At 70.3% G+C, this 19,687-nt stretch carries 14 protein-coding genes; 7 read left to right on the top strand and 7 right to left on the bottom strand.

From position 1 onward, the window contains the following. Window positions 1–21 precede the first annotated feature (21 nt). The 6 genes from mmsB to IFU30_RS14855 all read left to right on the top strand — a co-directional run bounded on the left by mmsB (window position 22) and on the right by IFU30_RS14855 (window position 7,735). Window positions 22–1,275, top strand: coding sequence for a multiple monosaccharide ABC transporter permease (mmsB, locus tag IFU30_RS14880; RefSeq protein WP_085512640.1), 1,254 nt, complete (start codon window positions 22–24; stop codon window positions 1,273–1,275). A gap of 41 nt (window positions 1,276–1,316) precedes the next feature. Beyond that, entirely contained in the window at window positions 1,317–3,053 is a 1,737-nt protein-coding gene (locus tag IFU30_RS14875) for a hypothetical protein (protein ID WP_192005774.1), read from the top strand. 233 nt (window positions 3,054–3,286) lie between these two features. After that, a complete protein-coding gene (gene araB / locus IFU30_RS14870; RefSeq protein ID WP_441005557.1) occupies window positions 3,287–4,984 on the top strand; it encodes a ribulokinase in 1,698 nt (565 codons plus the stop codon). Further along, a complete protein-coding gene (locus IFU30_RS14865) occupies window positions 4,981–5,688 on the top strand; it encodes an L-ribulose-5-phosphate 4-epimerase (RefSeq protein ID WP_192005772.1) in 708 nt (235 codons plus the stop codon). The genes araB and IFU30_RS14865 overlap by 4 nt, the downstream gene beginning before the upstream one ends. A 115-nt stretch (window positions 5,689–5,803) precedes the next feature. Continuing rightward, window positions 5,804–7,321, top strand: coding sequence for an L-arabinose isomerase (gene araA / locus IFU30_RS14860; RefSeq protein ID WP_056014267.1), 1,518 nt, complete (start codon window positions 5,804–5,806; stop codon window positions 7,319–7,321). Between the two features lie 93 nt (window positions 7,322–7,414). Next, window positions 7,415–7,735, top strand: coding sequence for a hypothetical protein (locus IFU30_RS14855; protein ID WP_192005771.1), 321 nt, complete (start codon window positions 7,415–7,417; stop codon window positions 7,733–7,735). Window positions 7,736–7,765: 30 nt separating this feature from the next. Here the strand turns inward: IFU30_RS14855 and IFU30_RS14850 are convergent, their stop codons facing one another. The 5 genes from IFU30_RS14850 to IFU30_RS14830 all read right to left on the bottom strand — a co-directional run bounded on the left by IFU30_RS14850 (window position 7,766) and on the right by IFU30_RS14830 (window position 13,343). Then, entirely contained in the window at window positions 7,766–8,830 is a 1,065-nt protein-coding gene (locus IFU30_RS14850) for a hypothetical protein (RefSeq protein WP_192005769.1), read from the bottom strand. 64 nt (window positions 8,831–8,894) lie between these two features. Next, window positions 8,895–10,211 (bottom strand): alpha-L-fucosidase, encoded by a 1,317-nt coding sequence (locus IFU30_RS14845; RefSeq protein ID WP_342450874.1) that lies wholly within the window; start codon window positions 10,209–10,211, stop codon window positions 8,895–8,897. Beyond that, window positions 10,208–11,086 (bottom strand): carbohydrate ABC transporter permease, encoded by an 879-nt coding sequence (locus tag IFU30_RS14840; protein WP_192005765.1) that lies wholly within the window; start codon window positions 11,084–11,086, stop codon window positions 10,208–10,210. Before IFU30_RS14840 ends, IFU30_RS14845 begins: the two co-directional genes overlap by 4 nt. Then, a complete protein-coding gene (locus tag IFU30_RS14835; protein WP_192005763.1) occupies window positions 11,083–11,994 on the bottom strand; it encodes a carbohydrate ABC transporter permease in 912 nt (303 codons plus the stop codon). Before IFU30_RS14835 ends, IFU30_RS14840 begins: the two co-directional genes overlap by 4 nt. Then, on the bottom strand, window positions 11,991–13,343 hold the full coding sequence (locus IFU30_RS14830; protein ID WP_124769976.1) for an extracellular solute-binding protein: 1,353 nt from the start codon (window positions 13,341–13,343) through the stop codon (window positions 11,991–11,993). Before IFU30_RS14830 ends, IFU30_RS14835 begins: the two co-directional genes overlap by 4 nt. A gap of 225 nt (window positions 13,344–13,568) precedes the next feature. Here IFU30_RS14830 and IFU30_RS14825 point away from each other — a divergent pair, with 225 nt between their 5' ends. After that, window positions 13,569–14,549 (top strand): cyclase family protein, encoded by a 981-nt coding sequence (locus tag IFU30_RS14825; RefSeq protein WP_192005761.1) that lies wholly within the window; start codon window positions 13,569–13,571, stop codon window positions 14,547–14,549. A 55-nt stretch (window positions 14,550–14,604) separates the two neighbouring features. Here the strand turns inward: IFU30_RS14825 and IFU30_RS14820 are convergent, their stop codons facing one another. Together IFU30_RS14820 and IFU30_RS14815 are read right to left on the bottom strand one after the other, a co-directional pair. Then, window positions 14,605–17,487, bottom strand: a complete 2,883-nt coding sequence (locus IFU30_RS14820; protein WP_192005759.1) for a hypothetical protein — start codon at window positions 17,485–17,487, stop codon at window positions 14,605–14,607. Then, a complete protein-coding gene (locus IFU30_RS14815) occupies window positions 17,484–19,373 on the bottom strand; it encodes an HSP90 family protein (RefSeq protein ID WP_192005757.1) in 1,890 nt (629 codons plus the stop codon). The genes IFU30_RS14820 and IFU30_RS14815 overlap by 4 nt, the downstream gene beginning before the upstream one ends. Between the last annotated feature and the right edge of the window lie 314 nt (window positions 19,374–19,687).

Raw genomic sequence — 19,687 nt, 5'->3', positions numbered from 1 at the left:
ACGGATCGAAGGAGAACCGCAATGTCCGATCTGGACACCAAACCCACCGTCCCGGCAGGCGACGGCACCGCCGCCGGCGGCCTCGTCAACCCGGCCACCAACCGCTTCACGAGCTGGCTGACCCACATCCTCAGCGACCTCGGCAAGAACGGCATCTTCATCGCCCTCCTGCTCGTCGTCGTGTTCTTCGCCGTCATCACCGACGGCATCCTGCTGCGGCCGCAGAACATCTCCAACCTGATCGTGCAGAACGGGTACATCCTCGTCCTCGCGATCGGCATGGTGATGGTCATCATCGCCGGCCACATCGACCTGTCGGTCGGTTCCGTCGCGGCCTTCGTCGGTGCGGTCTCCGGTGTGTTCGCCGTGCAGATGCAGATGCCGTGGTGGATCGCGATCATCCTGTCGCTCGCCATCGGCGCGCTCGTCGGTGTCTGGCAGGGCTTCTGGATCGCCTACGTCGGGATCCCGGCGTTCATCGTGACGCTGGCCGGCATGCTCATCTTCCGCGGCCTCGCGCTCGTGGTGCTCGGCAACGCCAACATCGGTTCCTTCCCGGCGGAGTACCGCGCGCTCGGCAACGGCTTCCTGAACGACGTGTTCGGTGACTTCCCGATCGACCCGCTGACGCTCGGTATCGGCGTCATCGCCGTGGTCGGCCTCGTCGTGCAGCAGGTCCGCACGCGTCTCGGCCGACAGAAGTACGGCCAGGACACCGAGCCGTTCCCGTGGTTCGTCGCCAAGCTCGTCCTCATCATCGCGGGCATCGGCTTCTTCGTGTACGCCCTCGCCGCGTACAAGGGCATCCCGGTCACGCTCATCGTGCTGGCCGTCCTCGTGCTCGTCTACGGCATCGTCATGAACCGCTCGGTCTTCGGCCGTCACATCTACGCGATCGGTGGCAACCGTCACGCCGCGGAGCTGTCCGGCATCAAGACCCGTAAGGTCGACTTCTTCCTGTTCGTCAACATGGGCTTCCTCGCGGCGCTCGCCGGCCTCATCTTCACGGCCCGCCTGAACCTCGCCGGTCCGAAGGCCGGTGACGGCTTCGAACTCGAGGCGATCTCCGCGGCCTTCATCGGTGGAGCCGCGGTGCAGGGTGGCGTCGGTACCATCGGCGGCGCGATCATCGGTGGTCTCATCATCGGTGTGCTGAACAACGGTATGTCGATCATCGGCCTCGGCATCGAGTGGCAGCAGGCCGTCAAGGGCCTCGTGCTGCTGCTGGCCGTCGCGTTCGACGTCTACAACAAGCGCCGCAGCGGCGGACGCTGATCCCGAGGTCCGCGACCGCGGAACCCGGATCGATCCGACGCATGGACATCCACCACGGAGGCGAGAGCACCGGCGACCTGGCCGGTGCCCTCGCCTCCGTGCGTGGTGGCGAAGCGACCGCTGAGCCCGACTCCTCGCGGGTCCCGCCGGCGGCGCTCGCGATCCTGCGGGACGGCCGGCCGTTGCTCCAGGTGCCCTTCGGTACGGTGCACGCCGTGCTCGGACCGGTGCCGCTCCTCCGGCACCTGATCGCGCAGTTGTCCGGGACGTCCACCGGACCGCGCGGCGCGGCCAGGGTGTCCGGTTCCGAGACGGTGCTCGTCGACGGCAGGCCGGCGCGGTTGTCGTCCCGGGCCGCGTCGAGTGCCTCCGGGGTGGCCGTCGTGACGGCCGGGCAGGCCATCAGCTGGTCGCAGACCATCGGTGAGAACGTGCTGCTCGGGTCCGAGCGTGGGGTGGGACTGCGGGAGGCGGTCATGCGGCTCCTCCGAGGGCCGCTCGCCGACCGGACGTCTGTGGGGCAGAGCGATGCCGAGCGGATCCACCGCGCCCTGGGCGTCGTCGGGCTCGACCGGTCACCCACGGACTCCGCCGGTGCCCTGTCGGTCCTGGAGCGTCGGCTCGTGGAGCTCGCCAGGGCGGTCGCCGCGGAGGCGTCGCTCATCGTGATCGACGACAGTGGCCCCGCACTCCGAGCGGACGAGGTCGAGCGTTGGCGGCAAGCGATGGTCGAGGTGGCCCGAGCTCCTCGAACCGCCGACCCCGCACCCGGTGTCCTGCTCGCGACCGGGGCCGTGACCGGGCTCGGCGTCGTCGCGTCGACGGCGACCGTGCTCGCCGTCGGGGGTGTCCTGTCGCCCTCGATCGGCCTGTCGGCCGTGGACGGTGAACGCGAGGTGCTCGACGCCTTGGCCGCCGGGGTGGGCGGCGTCGAAGTGTTCCGTCCGGTCGCCGGCGGATCATCGACGTTCGACGGTGCTTCGGTGATCGCATCGTCGGTGACGGCTGCCGGCCTCACCGTCGAACACTGGACCGCGAGCCACCCGGCGGACCCCGAGCGGATCGTCGTCGACGACCTGTCCTTCGACTGCGCGCCGGGGGAGGTGCTCGGGCTGTTCGGTCCGCCCGACTCCGGTGCGGGGGAGGTGCTGTTGAGCGTCTTCGGGCGGTCGTACGGCGCACGGACCCGTGGTTCGGTGGCGCTCGACGGTGCGGTGGTCGACGTCTCGACGACGGATCTGGCGCGCGCCGCGGGGGTCCTCTACACGACCGAGCATCCGATCCGCTTCGACCTCTCCTTCCTCGGCGGGGTGCCGTCGAGCGTTTCCCCGGACGCCCTCACGAGGATGGTCAGGCTCGGTGTGGCCGACCCGCGCCGCGACTACCGGGCGACCACCGTGCCGAGCGGCCTGGTCGCCGCGCTCCCCGGCGTGCACCGCGGACCGGACGCCGACCAGTTCACGGAGTCGCTCCGGATCATCGCGGACACGGGGGCGCGCGCCGTGCTGCTCGCCGAACCGTTCGGTCGGGCGGGCGCCCCCGGCTCCGAGGACGGACGTCGGCGGGCTGAGCGGTACGCCCTGATCCGATCGCTCGCGGCGTCCGGCCGGGCGGTCGTCGTCTCGAGCGAGGACCCTGCGGCGCTCGCGGCCGTCTGCGACCGGGTCGTCGCCGTCCGCGCGGGCCGGATCGTGGGGACCGTGGGCGCTGCTGAGGCGCCGGATTCCGAGCCGCTCGACACCCGCGCCGTCATCGAGGCGATGGGCGGTCTCGCATGAGTCGAAATCGCATCGCCCTGTCCATGGCCACGGCAATATACAACGTTGTACACTGGAGCGCGGCCCAGCCCTGATCCACCCGGCCGAGCATCCGCCCCCACCCGCTTGCACCACAGCATCGCGAATCAACCGAGCACCAGATCGACGAAGGAGTCCCACCGGTGAACACCGAGCAGAACCCGGCCGCCAGCGCCCCCGAGCAGGCGACAGCCACGCACGCAGAGACCTACACGATCGGTGTCGACTTCGGCACGCTGTCCGGCCGAGCCGTCGTCGTGCGTGTGTCCGACGGTGCCGAACTCGGGTCGGCGGTGCTCGACTACCCGCACGCCGTCATGGACCGTGAGCTCGCCTCGACCGGCGCCGCGCTGCCGCCCGACTGGGCGCTGCAGGTGCCGGCCGACTACGTCGCCGTCATGCAATCCGCTGTGCCGCGCGCCGTCGAGGCCGCCGGGATCGACCCCGCCGCCGTCATCGGCATCGGCACCGACTTCACCGCCTGCACCATGGTCCCCGTCATCGCCGACGGGACGCCGCTCAACGAGCTGCCCGAGTACGCCGACCGCCCGCACGCCTACGTGAAGCTGTGGAAGCACCACTCCGCGCAGCCGCAGGCGGACCGCATCAACGAGCTCGCCGCCGAGCGGGGCGAGTCCTGGCTGCCGCGGTACGGCGGCCTCATCTCGAGCGAGTGGGAGTTCGCCAAGGGACTCCAGCTCCTCGAGGAGGACCCCGAACTCTACGAGCGCATGGACCACTGGGTCGAGGCGGCCGACTGGATCATCTGGCAGCTCACCGGCACCTACGTGCGGAACGCCTGCACCGCCGGCTACAAGGGCATCTACCAGGACGGTGACTACCCGAGCCACGAGTTCCTCGCGGCTCTCAACCCCGCGTTCGAGCGGTTCGCCGACGACAAGGTCGCCCACGAGATCGGTGAACTGGGCGCCGCCGCCGGCACCCTGTCGGCCGAAGCCGCTGCGTGGACCGGTCTTCGCGAGGGCATCGCGGTCGCGGTCGGGAACGTCGACGCGCACGTCGCAGCACCCGCGGCGCAGGCCGTCTCGCCCGGCCAGATGGTCGCGATCATGGGCACCTCCACCTGCCACGTCATGAACGGCGACGTCCTCCGCGAGGTCCCGGGCATGTGCGGTGTCGTCGACGGCGGCATCATCGCCGGGCTCTACGGCTACGAGGCCGGGCAGTCGGGCGTCGGCGACATCTTCGCCTGGTACGTCGCGAACCAGGTCCCCGCCCGATACACCGAGGAGGCCGCGGCGCGTGGTGTCAGCATCCACGAGTACCTCACCTCGCTCATCCAGGACCAGCCCGTCGGCGCGCACGGGCTCGTCGCCCTCGACTGGCACTCGGGCAACCGCTCGGTCCTCGTCGACCACGAGCTCTCCGGCACGGTCCTCGGCCTGACACTCACGACCCGCACCGAGGAGGTCTACCGCGCATTGTTCGAAGCGACCGCGTTCGGCACCCGGAAGATCGTCGAGACGTTCAACGCCTCGGGCGTCCCCGTCACCGAGTTCATCGTCGCTGGCGGTCTGCAGCGGAACCCCTTCCTCATGCAGACGTACTCCGACATCCTGCGCCTGCCGATCTCGATCACCGCGAGCGACCAGGGGCCGGCGCTCGGCTCGGCCATCCACGCCGCCGTCGCCGCGGGTGCCTACCCGGACGTCCCGGCCGCCAGTGCCGCGATGGGCAAGGTGAACCGCGCCGTCTACACGCCGAACGAGGCCGCGGCCGACGCGTACGACCTGCTCTACGCGGAGTACGCGACGCTCCACGACTACTTCGGTCGTGGCGCCAACGACGTCATGAAGCGCCTGAAGCGCATCCGCCGAGCCGCCCTCGGTGGCGGCGTCGACAGCCTGCCGACCGACACCGAGACCACCGCCCTCGAAGGAGCAACCGCGTGAACACCTACTCGCCCGAGATCGAGGTCGCGATCGCGCGCATCCGGTCCGACGTCGCCAAGCTGCACGGGGAGCTCGTCCGGTACGGGCTCGTCATCTGGACCGGCGGCAACGTCTCCGGGCGGGTGCCGGGAGCCGACCTCTTCGTCATCAAGCCCTCCGGCGTCGACTACGACGACCTCGCGCCCGAGAACATGATCCTCTGCGACCTCGACGGCAACGTCATCCCGGGCACGCCCGGTGCTGAGCGGTCGCCGTCGAGCGACACCGCGGCACATGCATACGTCTACCGGCATATGCCCGAGGTCGGCGGCGTCGTGCACACCCACTCCACCTACGCGGTGGCCTGGGCGGCACGCGCCGAGCCCATACCGTGCGTCATCACGGCGATGGCCGACGAGTTCGGCGGGGAGGTCCCGATCGGTCCGTTCTCGATCATCGGCGACGACTCGATCGGACGCGGCATCGTCGAGACGCTCACCGGTCACCGGTCGCGCGCGGTGCTCATGCAGAACCACGGCCCGTTCACGATCGGGAAGGACGCCCGCGACGCCGTGAAGGCCGCGGTCATGGTCGAGGACGTCGCCCGCACCGTGCACATCTCGCGTCAGCTCGGCGAGCCGAAGCCCATGCCGACCGAGGCGATCGACGCCCTCTTCGACCGCTACCAGAACGTCTACGGCCAGGCGCCGCAGGGCGCGCTCTAACCCGACTGACCTCCGGTCCGATCCCGGTCCCTGCGCTTGTCGCAGGGCCACCCCACCACGGTCCCGCCCTTCGACAGGCTCAGGGACCGAAACGACCTCAAGAAAGAACCCACCCATGCCGAAGCCCACCACCACGCTCGACCACTACACCGTCTGGTTCCTCACCGGCAGCCAGAACCTCTACGGCGAGGAGACCCTCCGTCAGGTCGCCGAGCAGTCCCAGGCCATCGCCGCCGAGCTCGGCGCCGCCGCCGACGTCCCCGTGCGGATCGAGTGGAAGCCCGTCCTCAAGGACTCCGAGTCGATCCGTCGCGCGATGCTCGACGCGAACGCCGACGACAGTGTCATCGGTCTCGTCACCTGGATGCACACCTTCAGCCCGGCCAAGATGTGGATCGCCGGGCTCGACGCGCTGCAGAAGCCGCTGCTCCACCTCCACACGCAGGCGAACGTCGAGCTGCCGTGGTCGGAGATCGACTTCGACTTCATGAACCTCAACCAGGCCGCGCACGGCGACCGCGAGTTCGGGTACATCCAGACGCGTCTGGGCGTCGCCCGCAAGACGGTCGTCGGCCACGTCTCCGACCCGCGCGTTCAGCGTGAGGTCGGCACCTGGCAGCGCGCCGCTGCGGGTTGGGCGGCCACGCACGAGCTCAAGCTCGCGCGTTTCGGCGACAACATGCGCTACGTCGCCGTCACCGAGGGCGACAAAACCGAGGCCGAGCTGCGCTTCGGCGTGCAGGTCAACACGTGGAGCGTCAACGAGCTGGCCGAGGCCGTGCACGCGTCGACGGACGCCGACATCGACGCGCTCGTCGCCGAGTACGAGGAGCTGTACGACGTCGTCCCCGAGCTGCGCAAGGGTGGCGAGCGGCACGAGTCGCTCCGCTACGGTGCCGCGATCGAACTGGGCCTGCGCTCCTTCCTCGAGGCCGGCGACTTCGCCGCGTTCACGACGAGCTTCGAAGACCTCGGTGAGCTGCGTCAGCTGCCGGGCCTCGCCGTCCAGCGCCTCATGGCCGACGGCTACGGCTTCGGTGCGGAGGGCGACTGGAAGACCGCCGTCCTCGTGCGCGCCGCGTCCGTCATGGGTGCCGGCCTCCCCGGTGGCGCGTCGCTCATGGAGGACTACACGTACCACATGGAGCCCGGCAACGAGCTCATCCTCGGGGCGCACATGCTCGAGGTCAGCCCGACGCTCTCTTCGGCTCGTGCCACCCTCGAGGTGCACCCGCTCGGCATCGGCGGCAAGGAGGACCCGGTGCGCCTGGTCTTCACGGCCGACTCCGGCCCCGCCGTGGTCGTCGCGATGAGTGACATGCGCGACCGCTTCCGGCTGACGGCGAACGTCGTCGAGGTCGTCCAGCCCATCGAGGCCCTGCCGAAGCTGCCCGTCGGGCGCGCCGTGTGGAAGCCGGCTCCGGACTTCGCGACGTCTGCCGCCGCTTGGCTGACCGCCGGCGCCGCGCACCACACCGTCATGTCGACCGCCGTGGGGGTCGAGGTGTTCGCCGACTTCGCGGAGATCGCCAAGACCGAGCTCCTCGTGATCGACGAGTCGACCACGACGCGCGACTTCCAGCGCGAGGTGCGCTGGAACAACGCGTACTACCGACTCGCCCAGGGGTTCTAGNCGTGGTGTCGTCGATCGTGCGGTGCGACGACGGCGCTTGCTAGCCTGGGGCGACGTGCCGGGGGTGGTGCGCTGAGCGACGGGGGTCGACCGATGACGGATGTGTTCACGCAGACGGAGCAGCACGAGCCGGGCGATGAGGGGACGGCCGAGCCGACGAGGCTCGGGTGGAAGCTCGCGATCGGTGGGACCGTCCTCGTCGCCGGCGTCGGAGCGGTCCTCGCGATCGTCGCAGCGACCGGCGGGTTCACCGCCGCCGACCCAGCGGCCGCCGAGCGGGCGATGGAACGGTGCATCGAGGAGCAGTCGAGCCGCATCGTCGACGTCGGCGACCGCACCCCGGCGGAGGCCGCCGCCGAGGGATGTGCGCTCGATGCCGAGTCGGACACCTTCCTCGACGAGTACGGCGACTGACCAGGATCGGTTCGGGAGCGTTCGAGCGCGCTACCGGAGCCCGATGATCGTGCCGACGACGAACAGCCCGAGCGCGCTCCACATGAGGATGTCGTCGACGCTCATCCGGACGCTGAGGCGCCGACCACGGGTGCTGACGCGGCCGGCCGCCGCGGTCGAGGCCGACTGGTCCGTCTTGGCGCTTCGCCGGTCACCTCGGGTCTCCCGCCACCGTGCCCAGCGTTCGACGCGGTCGTCCACGGCGTCGACAGCGGCGGCGATGTCCTGCCAATCGTCGACCTTCGTCGTGACGAGATCGTCGCTGGTCACGAGCAGGAGCCAGTCGTCGACGATCTCCACGTCGAAGCCGCGCACGTGGTCGAGCAGTCGCGCCATCACGTCGGGCGTGAACAGATAGAGGGCATCGGCCTCGTAGCCGACCGGGCAGTACAGCTGGAAGTGGCGGTCGAACCCGCCCTCGAGGCTGAGCCGCTGCGCATCGGCCGGGGCGCCGGCGCCAGTCATCCCTCGGCGGCGGCCGTCCTGGGCGCGGAGCAGGATGTGGGGGAGGGCGACGGGCATCCGGAGTGCGCAGTAGCCACCGAAGGGGGCCGCGAGGTTCTTGCGGTTGCCGATGACCTCGTAGTCGGCGATCTCGATGCCGCGCGGCTCCCGGCTCCGGAGGACTCGGTGGAGGTTCACCGACCCGCGGCTCCGCCAGGGCATGTCGCGCTGGAGGGCGATCGGACCGACGCGGTAGTCGAACCCGTTGGCCTCGGCGAAGCTGGCGAGGCGGAGGTGTGTGCGCCGCAGGGTCCTACGCGACCAGACCCGGATCGTCATGCGGACGAGGATCACGGCGAGGAGGATCATGACCACCACGAGCGTGCCCATGCCGAAGGCGATCCCTCCCGCGTTCCTGCCGCCTTGAGCGTAGGCGAGCAGGCCGACCAGGCCGAAGAAGAAGATGCCGAACAGTCCGCCGATCGCGCCGAGGGTGGTGGTGAGCCGTCGGACTCGCCCGATGCGATCGCGGGCGCCGGGGTCCTCCCTGACGAAGGCTCGCCACTGCTCGTGAACCTCGTGTCGGGGAAGCGGCCGGGTGAGCGCACTCATGTCGAGTGGTTCGGGAAGCGCCTGCACGCCCTCCAGCCTAGTTCCGCGTCGAGGCGCGGCCGGCTCAGTCGGGGGCCTCCGTCGGAGCCTCGTACCCGACCGGCAGCTCGGGGACGGTGCTCGAGCCAGTGTGGAACGCGGTGACCGCGAGGAGCATCGGTGTCGGCGCTTCCGCAGAGCGGCCCGCCTCATCGACGACGTCGGGGACGAGCCCGATCGTCAGCCGATCGGTCGTGACCGGTTCGAACACGTGCACCCTCGAGACGCCGACGGAACCGGCTTCGACGAGCGTGCGGCCGTCCGGTGTCCGGACCTCGTGGCGGTCGATCAGCTGCCCGGCGGTGAGGTCCTCGTGCAGCCGGAGGTGATCGATGGTGACCGGCTCCGCGAACGTGACGGTGACCGTCGACCCGTCGGCGGTCAGGGTTCCCGGGATCGGCCGCGCGAAGCGGCGGTCGCGCTCCGCGGCCCAGGCGGTCACGCGTTCCACATCGGCGTCGGGGAGGAGCCCGCGGGTGTCGGGTGGGAGGTTGAGGAGCAGGTTCGCGCCGAGTCCGACGGACCGGTAGAAGATCGCGAGCAGATGCTCCATCGTCTTCGGCTCGTCGTCCGGGTGCCAGAACCAGCCGCGGCGGATCGAGACGTCGCACTCCGGCGGCAGGTACAGGGCCTCCTCGAACCGGCTGGTGACGACGGTGTAGTTGCTGAAGTCGGTGTGGTCGACGACGTACCGCACCGGGTCTTCGGCGAGACCGTTCTCGTTACCCACCCAGCGGATCGTCGGGGCGCCCATGTTGAACACCATCGACTGCGGCTGGAGTCGTTCGATGATGGCGGTGATGCCGGGCCAGTCGTAGGTGTACCCCTCGGACCCGGCGCCGTCGAACCACAGCTCGACGAGCTCGCCGTAGTTCGTGCACAGTTCGGTGAGCTGCCGGGCGTACACCTCGGCGTAGCGCGCCTCGTCGGCGTACTCGGGAGCGTGGCGATCCCACGGCGAGAGGTACAGTCCCAGTCCGAGACCCGCTTCGCGACAGGCTGCTGCGAGCTCGGCCACGAGGTCGCCGTGGCCGTCCCGCCACGGTGAGGATGCGACGCTGTAGTCGGTCGTCGTGGTCGGCCAGAGACAGAACCCGTCGTGATGCTTCGCGGTGAGGATGACGTATCCGGCGCCGATCGAGGCCGCGACGCGCACCCACTGCCGCACATCGAGGTCGCTCGGATCGAAGCTCGAGGCGGGCAGGGTGCCGTCGCTCCATTCCTTGCCGGCGAAGGTGTTGACCCCGAAGTGGAAGAACACGCCGAAGCCGTCCTGTTGCCAACGCAACTGGCCCTCGGTCGGGACGGGACGATGCTCGTGGTGGTGCGGCTGTCGACTCACTTGACTCCTCCTGCTGCGACGCCTCGGTGGAACCATCGTTGCAGCACGATGAACACCACGAGGACGGGGACGACGGCGATGATGGATCCGGCCATCACGACCCTGGGGTCGAACCCGAACGACGACGCCGAAAGTCGTGCGAGTCCGAGCGAGACGGTGAACGACGACTCGCTCCGCAGGACGAGGAGCGGCCAGAGGAAGTCGTCCCACGCGGTGATGAACGAGTTGACGACGACGACCAGCATCGCGCCGATGGACGACGGCAGGAACAGGGCGGTGAACCGCTGCCACTCCGAGGCTCCGTCGAGGAACGCGGCGTCTTCGATCTCGTCGGGCACCGCCGTGAATGAGGCCCGCATGATGAGGACGTTCATCGCGGAGACCGCACCGGGGAGCCACGCGCCGACGAGGGTGTCGAGCAGACCGAGCTCCTGGGTCATGAGGAAGAGCGACACCATGATCGACTCGAACGGCACGACCATCGACACGATCAGCACGGTGAAGGTGACCCGCCGCCCGCGCCAGCCGCGTCGGGAGAGCATGTACCCGGCTGCGGTCGGCAGCACCACCTGGGAGGCGATGGTGAGCGCGCAGACGATCGCGCTGTTCGTCAGGTAGGCGTCGATCGGGATCTGCCGGAAGATCGTGACGTAGGCGTCGAACGTCGGCAGCTGTGGGAACAGGGTGGCGTCGCGCCCGAAGAGTGCTTCGCCGGAGCCCTTGAGCGACGACAGGAACTGCCACAGCAGCGGGCCGACGGAGATGACGAGGACGAGGAGCAGGAGCGCGTACCGCACCGGTGTCGTCCTCGACCATCGCCGACGCCGACACCGCAGGAGCGGTCGTGCGGGCGACTGCTCGATGCGCGCGCTCATGCGTCCTTCTCCCCGCCGAAGCGCTGCGCCAGCACGGCGAACACCGCGGTGAGGGCGAAGAGTGCCACGCTCGCGGCTGCACCGTAGCCCGCGTTCCCGGTGATCGGGTCGAGCGCTGCGTCGCGGATGAAGAAGGGGAGTGTCCGTGCCTCGCCTCCGGGACCACCGGTGGCGCCGCCGAGCAGGTAGACCTCGCTGAACACGCGGAGCGACCCGATGCCGGCGAGGAGCCCGACGAGGAGCATCGTGAGGCGGGTGCCCGGCACCGTGATGGTGAGGAACCGTCGCGTCGGGCCGGCGCCGTCGAGCTCGGCCGCCTCGTAGAGCTCACGGGGGATGTTCGAGAGCGCCGCCAGGTAGAAGATCAGGTACCACCCGAGCCCGCGCCACACCGTGAGGGCGATGGCGCTGAGCAGGATGAGTGACCCCTCGGAGAGGAACGGCACCGCCTGCTGGACGAGACCGACCCGCTGGAGCACCGTGTTGACGGGCCCCTGCTCACCGAGGAGGTTCTGCCAGACCAGTCCGACCGCGACGACGGAGGCGACGATCGGAGCCGCGTACGCGGAGCGGAAGAACCCCATCCCGGGGAGCCGGGTGTGAACGAGCTGCGCGAGCAGCAGTGGGAGGACGACCAGCAACGGGACGGCGATGATCGCGTACAGCACACTGTTGCCGGTCGCGGACCAGAACGCGGGGTCCTGCAGGATCGAGCGGTAGTTGTCGAGGCCGACGAACGCTCCACCCATGCCGAGCGGGGAGGTGTCGGTGAACGACAGCGCGATGGTCCCGACGAAGGGCCCGACGCTCCAGATCGTGATCATGAGCAGCGCGGGTGCGCACCACAGCAGCGGCACCCAGGGCGGTCGATAGCGGGCCGCCCCGTTGAGGTGGATCGCGGTCGTCATCGAGCATCGGCTCCGATGACCCGGTTGGCCGCGTCCTGGGCGGCCTGGAGTGCCTCACGCGGCGCCTTCTTCCCGGTGAGCGCCAGCTGGAGCTCGGCGTTGACCGCGTTCGCGACCGCGTCGCTCCACTGCACGATGGTGACGATCTCCGCTTCGTCGGCGAGGTCGACGGCGAGACGGTTCGCCTCGTCGATGGGTGCGGTACCGGTGATGTCCGTGAGCTTCGGGATGCCGAGCGACTCGGTGGTGCTCGGGAAGTTCTGGATGCGTGGGTCGCTGATGAAGCGGCTCTGTTGCTCGGCGGCGAGGAGGAACCGCGCGAAAGCGATGGCGGTGGCCGGGTTGGTGCTCGTGCTCGGGACACCGATGGTCTGCACCTCGGCGATCGCGGTGCCGCGGCGGTCGAGGAGGGACGAGACGCCCACGTGCTCGTACACGCCCGGGTTGCCCTCCTGCACGTACCGGAGCGACGAGGCGTTCGGTGAGCCCCAGACGGTCGCGCCCTGGGTGAACAGGGCGGTGGGCTCGTCGTCGGACGCGATCGAGTCCTTCGGGATGCCGCCGGCCAGCGCGAGTCGCGTCATGCGCTCGGTCCACTCCTGCACGGCCGGATCGTCGGCGAAGACGAACGCCGAACCGTCGTCGGCGATGACCTCGGCCTCCTGCAGCTGCCACTCGAGCGGGAGTCGCAGACCGAGACTCGCGGAGAAGGCACTGAACTCGCCGTTCGACCGTTCGGCGACCTGATCGGCCGCGTCGAAGAGTTCCTCGAAGGTGGTCGGCGGCTGCTCCGGGTCGAGCCCGGCGCGCTGCATGAGCTCGGTGTTGTACGTCTGGAGGCCGATGAGGCCCCAGTACCAGGGGAGCACGTAGTGGTGGTCGTCGCCGGGGAGGACCAGGCTGTCCCACAGGCTCGGGATGAAGTCGTCGCCGATGCCCGGTGACGCGGCGTCGAGGTCGGCGAGGAAGCCCTGTTCGCGGAGCCCGCCGGCGGTGGCGAGCGGCATGTTCACGACGTCTGCCAGCGAGCACGCCTGCGCGTCCGCGACGAGCCGGGTGGCGAAGCTGCCGTCGCCAGGGTCGTCCTCCCAGGTGACGGTCGTGCCGGGGTAGGCGGCCTCGAAGTCCTCGATGAGTTCGGTGAAGTACTCGGAGAACGAGGCCTTCAGCGCGGTGGTCTGGAAGGTGATCTCGCCGGACGGCGTCGCGTCGACCGGCGTGCCAGCGGCGAACTCGTCTGCGATCGCGCAGCGACCGACACGCTCGCCCCCGGCGTCGCTCGTGCACGCGGAGAGCACGGCCAGCGTGGCGGCTGCAGCGGCGATCGACAGGGTTCGTTGGTGCTTCATGGGGGCTCTCCTCGTCCGCGGACGGGTTCGTCAACCGTCCTTGCATATCGAGGATAAGCATGAGGTATGTGATATGCAAGCCCTGTGTACAAAAGCCTCATGAGGGCTGCTTGTGGAGTGCACTCAGCCGTCCAGTCGACGGAGCCCCATGGTCATGGCCGGATATCGGTGGCCCATGGCCGGGAATCCTTCGGCAGGGTTCGCAGCACCCGTCAGAATGAGGGCATGACCGAACAACGCGCCGTCCTCGATGCCACCGTCAGCTTCCTGAACGGCGGCGGTCTCGCCGTCGAGGACTTCCGTCTCGACCTGCCGCCCGCCATCGCGCAGGCGAAGGGGAAGGCGCAGCAGCAGGAGGTCGGTCGGCTGCTCGTCACGCACCTCGGTCTCGCGATGGTCGGCGAGATCCGGATCACCAAGCTCGAGATCGTGCGCGAGCAGCACAAGGGCTCCCGCGGGATCCTGGCGGCGGCAGCGGCAGCCGGACTCGAGATCCCGGACGCCGCAGCGCATGCGGACACCGTGCGCCCCCGTCCGGAGGGCGCGCTCGTCGAACTCAGCCACCCGATCCGTGCCGGCCTCCGCACCTACCCGGGGCTGCCGGAGCCGGTGATCCGTCCGTTCCTCACGCGTGAGGACTCGCGCCCGAAGTACGCCGAGGGCACCGAGTTCGCGATGGACATCATCGAGATGGTGGGCAACACCGGCACCTACCTCGACAGCCCGTACCACCGCTACGCCGGCGGCGGCGACCTCGCGAGCCTGACGCTCGAGCAGCTGGTCGACCTCCCGGCCGAGGTGTTCCACCTCCAGGACTCCACCGAACGCGGCATCGGCGCGAACGTCTTCCTCGAGCGCGAGCTGCGCGGGACCGCCGTCCTTTTGCACACCTGTTGGGACCGCCACTTCGCGACCGAGGCCTACACGAAGGACGCTCCCTACCTCGCCGAGGACGGGGTGCGGTACCTCGTCGAGCAGGGCGTGGTGCTGGTCGGCATCGACTCCATCAACATCGACGACACCGAGCCGGGATCCGGTGGCGCGCGTCCGGCCCACTCGCTGCTCCTCGAAGCCGGGATCCAGGTGGTCGAGCACCTCACCGGCCTCGAGCAGCTCCCCGCGAGCGGCGCCGCCTTCACCGCGACGCCGCCGCTCGTCGAGGACTTCGCGACCTTCCCCGTCCGCGCCTTCGCGCGACTGCCCTAGGCGCGGTCGGAAGACCGTCCTCGCGGTGCCGTCGGCGCGCTGAGGACGGTTCCGATCACTCCTCGATCTCGGCCCGCAGCAGTGCCGCATCGGTGTGCTGCTCCAAGCGCTCGTATGCGTCCGCGAGCTCGGCCGTGACCGTCGTCCAGTCGGGCGAGCCGGCAGGGAGGCGTCCGCGAGCCGAACGGAACAGGTCGACGGCACCGGCGTGGTCGTCGACGGCGACCCGCGACCTCGCCGCGAACACCTCGGCCACCGCCGCGCCGTTCTCGTCGCCGGCGGCCACGAACCCCGCAGCGGCGAGCCGAGCCGTCGCCGTCGCGTCGTCGGCGCGTCCGAGCGCACCGAGCGAGCGGGCCTCCGAATCGCTGATGTCGGCCACGAGCCACGCGGCCTCGTGCGCCGAGGCGATGTCACGAGCCTCCGAGTAGAGCGGCAGCCCGGTGTCGTCGCCGAAGGCCGCCCGTGCGCTCGCCGCACGCTGGAGTGCCTGGACGAGGAGCTGCGGGTCGCCCAGCCGGCGAGCGGCGGCGAGGGCCTGGTCGATGACCTCGATCGCGTCGTCGTCCTCGAACTGGACGAGGAGCGTGCTCAACCCGAAGCCGGTGCGGATGACCACCTGGTCGTTCCCGACGGACGCGGCGTCGTCGATCGCTGCGCGCCACACGCCGTACGCCATGCCGTGTTCGCCGATCATGCGCGCGGCCTCGCCCATGTTGGCGAGCAGGTCCGCGAGCTCACCCGGCGCGGCGTGCTCGCGCTTCGCCTGGTAGACCTCGTCGTAGTGCTCGAGCGCCGTGGCGGCGTCGCCCGCGAACTGGAGGTACCGCGCGAGTTGGAGGGTGAGCGAGTCGAGGTCGTCGTACTCCGCCCGCTTCGCGTGGGTGATCGCCAGCTGCATGCGGGCCGCGGCCTCGCGGTCACGGTCGGCGTCGCTCAGGAGGGCCGCCGAGAGGGAGCACGCCTGGATGATGCCGAGCCGGTTGCCGAGGAGTGTCTGGAGGGCGACGAGTTCGTCGGCGAGCGCGACCCCTTCGGCGAAGGCCCCGGCCCCGCCGAGCATCCGGGTGCGGAGCGTCAGCGCGGGGAGGCGGACCGACGCCCGCTGCCCGGGCTCGAGGAGTGGGTCGAGAAGCTCTGCCGCCTCCTCGATCCGGCCGGTCACGGCGAAGAGGTGCGCGTGCAGGAGACGGGCCGGCGGGCCTGCCTCGCCCGGGTCGTCGACCGCGGCGGCGAGCACGGCCTCACCGGCGAGCCGGTCGGCGATCCCCATGAACCGTTCCGCGGACTCCTGCTCGGTCTGCGCTCCCGCCAGCTCGAACGCATGGCGTGCGGTGACGACGAGCGTGTGGATGAGCCGGTCCGCGTCGACGGGGACGAGACGGGCGTCGTCGAGCTCGGCGAGCAGGAGGGTGAGTCGGTCCTCGGTCGCCGTTCCGAGGAGGGCCACACCGAAGCGTGCCTCGACGTCGGCGACCGCGATGCGTCCTGCCGCACGGAGCGCGGTGTCGCGGTCGGCCCAGGCCCCGCTCGCGCGGTCGTCGTCACCCTCGATGACCGCTGCCTGCGCGATCGCGCCGAGGAGCCCGGCGCGGAGGTTCTCGTCGGGATCCGCGTCGTCCGCGAGGAGCGCGAGGCCCTGCTCGGCGGCGACGATCGCACCGCGTGGGTCGGCGCTCTGCAGGAGCGCGGAGGTCCGTTCGCGCCACTCGGCGGCCGTGGTCGCCGGTTCCGGCTCGGCGACCGGGGCTGCGAACCCCTCGACCGACAGCGGGAGGTCCCAGTGCTCCGTCGCGAGTGCCCGCGCGGCCTCGAGCCGCTCGGTGCGGAAGCCGTTGCCGTTGCGTTCGTCGAAGGCACGGGTCAGGTGCTCGGCTGCTGCCCAGGCGCGCGCCGCGACCGCGCTGACGGTCCAGTCGGCGGCGTCGGTCGACTCGGTGCCGAGGTACCGGGCAAGGTCCGGGGCGTCGGCACCGCGGACGGGCAGATCACCGTGACCGGCTCGGGCGACGGCATCCAGCAGGACGCCGACCGCGATGAGCCCGTCGGCGTGCCCGGACAGGTTGATGGGGTCGTTGACGAGGGCCGGCAGGTGGCGTTCGAGCATCGCCAGGCCGCGCGCCTCGTTGCCCGTGACGGCGCAGAACACGAGGTGGTCGGCGATGATGCCGAACCCGTCGGCGTTGGAACGGGCGACCCGGTAGCTGCGCTGGTGCGCCGCCTTGGCATCGTCGAATCGGCCGGCGCGGAGGTAGGGGAGGAGCGCCTGTGCCTCGCTCGTCTCCGGCTCCTCGCCACAGCTCATGCGGTTCTCGAACATCTCGTCGTAGATCCGGATCGCGTCGTCGTCGTGCCCGCGGAGCTGGTGGAACCAGGCGTCCTCATTGCGCACGCACGCTTCGCAGTGGCTGTAGCGGTCGTCCTCGATGGTCGAGCGGCGTTCCAGGAACGCGGCGGCCTCGTCGAGGCGACCGGTCACCGTCGCGATGTGGAACTGCGACTGCACCACGCCGCTCATCGTGGCGCCCGCTGCCGCGTACCTCGCCCGCATGTCCTCGTGCATCGCGTCGATCTGCGCGAGCGAGAACGTCGGGTTCGTCGACAGCCGGCCGGCCATCCACTTGTACTGGAACAGCAGGTCGCAGCCGTCGACCGTGATCGGGAAGCGCTCCGGGTCCGCGTCGTGCTTGCCGACGCACCAGCCGAAGGAGCTGAACATGGCGTCGGTGTCGCCCGTCATGTGTGCCGACTGGGTCAACCGCATGCGGGTCGCGTACGCGGCCTCCTCGTCGCCGGCGGCCTCAGCCCGCCAGAGTGCCTCGTCGAGCAGGGCGCGCTCGGCGGGACCACATGGCAGGGTGTCGGCCTCCTCGAGGAGGTCCTGGACGCTCGCGTCGGGGTCGATGTCGTTCACAGGGGTGGCGGTGGTGTCGGTCATCGGAGTTCCTTGTCGTCGAGACCGACACTGAGGCCGATCAGGTCGGTCATGGCTGCGTCGAGCATGCGGCGGTCGCGTGCTTCGAGGGGGCGGTGCCCGGCGAGGAGCGCCTGGACGTAGAGCAGTTGGATGCTGCGCTCGAACACGAGGTCGTCGTCGAGGGTCGCCAAGCGGCGGACGAGCGCCGCGTTCCAGTTGAGGCAGAGCCGGGCTGCAGTGTCGGCCTCAATGCCTCCCGGGCCGGCGTCGGCGAGGAGGGAGTCGACGGCCCCGACGACCTGCGACCAGATACCCGGCGCGACCGAGGCGGCCCGGTGCCGCTCGAGCCGTCGGAGCACGGACGGGTCGGCGACGTACAGCGCGGCGAGGTCGTCCGGCCGGTACCGGCGCACCGAGACCCGGCACTCGACCTCGGCGAGCACGCGGCTGGCGCGGTCCTCGAGTGCCGTCGTCACGGCGAGGTCGTCCAGGTGCGGCGGCTCGAGGTTGTCGAGCTCGTCGGCGACCGTCACCCGTTCGACCCGCACGCCGTCGATCAGGTGGGGTAGTCGCTCCAGGATCTCCTGGTCGTACACGTACCCGCCGTTGACGATCGGTGAGGCCGGATCGACGACCGCGGCGATCTGACGGAACTCGTCACGGGATGCCGTGTACCGGATGACGCCGGTCTGCGACAGGTGTTCGTCGATGGTCATCGTGCCGGCGGAGGTCTCGATCGGGAGCCACCGGACGACGGCGCTCGCGAGGTCGTCGTCGTGCGCGGCGATCGCCTTGATGCCGAGCTGGTGGACGCCGATGAACTCCTGGAGTCGGTGCGGCCGTTGGCGGGCGAGGTCGAGGATCCACCGTCGCAGGGTTGCTCCGATGGCCTCGCGGGTGAACTCCAATGCGTCGTCCTGCACGAGCTGCTCGCGCGACGCCGTCGGTCGGAGCCCCGTCGTGTCGACGATGCAGCGGACGAAGAACGCCCACTCGGGCAGCAGGTCGTCGATCTGTTCGCTCAGCAGCATGCCGCCGAGGTAGACCCGGCTCGCCTGCCGGGCGCCCGGCGGAGGCGGTGAGGGGAGGACGAAGGCGGTGCCGCGGGTGCCGGTGCCTGGCACCACGATCTCGACGGCGTCGAACGGGCGCGTCCCGAGGAGGTCCTCCCCGAACGCCAGGAGCGCCTCGCGAGTGGTCGCCTCAGCCGTCCGGAACACCGGGTCGACGTTGATGCGCACCGGGTGGTCGGGTGCGGAGGGGTCGACCACCTCGACGTCGAGGTCGAGGAACCGTCCGAAGGTGGTGGCGAGGCCGAGCACCGTGCCGTGCCCGAGCAGACTGCCGTCGTGCAGTGGGCCGTCGATGCGCGGGTCGAGTACGACCTCCGAGCCGATCGGCATGGCGGCGGTCGTGGCGTCGTCGAGTTCGCGGATCGTGAACGTGCCGTCGGCGTCGCCGATCCACTCGATGGCCGGACCGCCACGAGCCGAGCGGCTGCGGACGGTGATGGTGTCGGCGACCATGAAGCAGCTCAGCAGCCCGATGCCGAACCGGCCGAGGTAGTCGCCGCGCTGGAGTTCGTCGAGGTCGCCGCGCTTGGAGCTGCGGCCGACCGTCGCCAGCAGCTCGGCGGCTTCGTCGCGGGTGAGCCCGACACCGTCGTCGCGGAATCGGAACGGCGTACCCGCCTCCGAGCCGGACGGTGGCACGTGCGGGGTGATGAGGAGTCTGCCGGGAGGCGCCGTCGGGTCGTCGGCGCGACGGGCTGCGACGGCGTCGCGTCCGTTCTGCAGGAGCTCGCGGAGGTAGACGCGCGGTCCCGAGTAGATGTGGCGGCTGAGCAGGTCGACGACTCCGCGGAGATCGACCTGGAACGGCAGCGGGGCTCGGGAGTGGTCTGGCATGGCTCTCTTCCGTCGGCGGCTACGGGGCCTGCATCGGGGGTGCATGCAGGGTGGATCGGGCTCCGGACAGGCGGCCCGCGACCGGTTCGCCTGCAGCCGGATCAGCCTAGCGAACGTCGTGAAACGGATGCTGGGCGGTCGCCTGAGGGTCGTCGAGGCGACGCTGCTCCCCATGGGCTGTGGAGCGAGGTCGACGCCGATCGGTCGTCCGGGGGTGTCGCGAAAACGCGTCCCCGGCTGCTAGCGTTAACGCCGCTTCTCGAATCGATTCGACATCGATTTGGACCACTCCTCCCACCCCCCGCACCTCGCTA

Origin of the sequence: Plantibacter sp. CFBP 8798 (genome assembly GCF_014841195.1) — a bacterium.
In the GTDB taxonomy this organism is placed as follows: Bacteria; Actinomycetota; Actinomycetes; order Actinomycetales; family Microbacteriaceae; genus Plantibacter; species Plantibacter auratus.
This window is presented reverse-complemented; position numbering and strand designations above follow the sequence as displayed.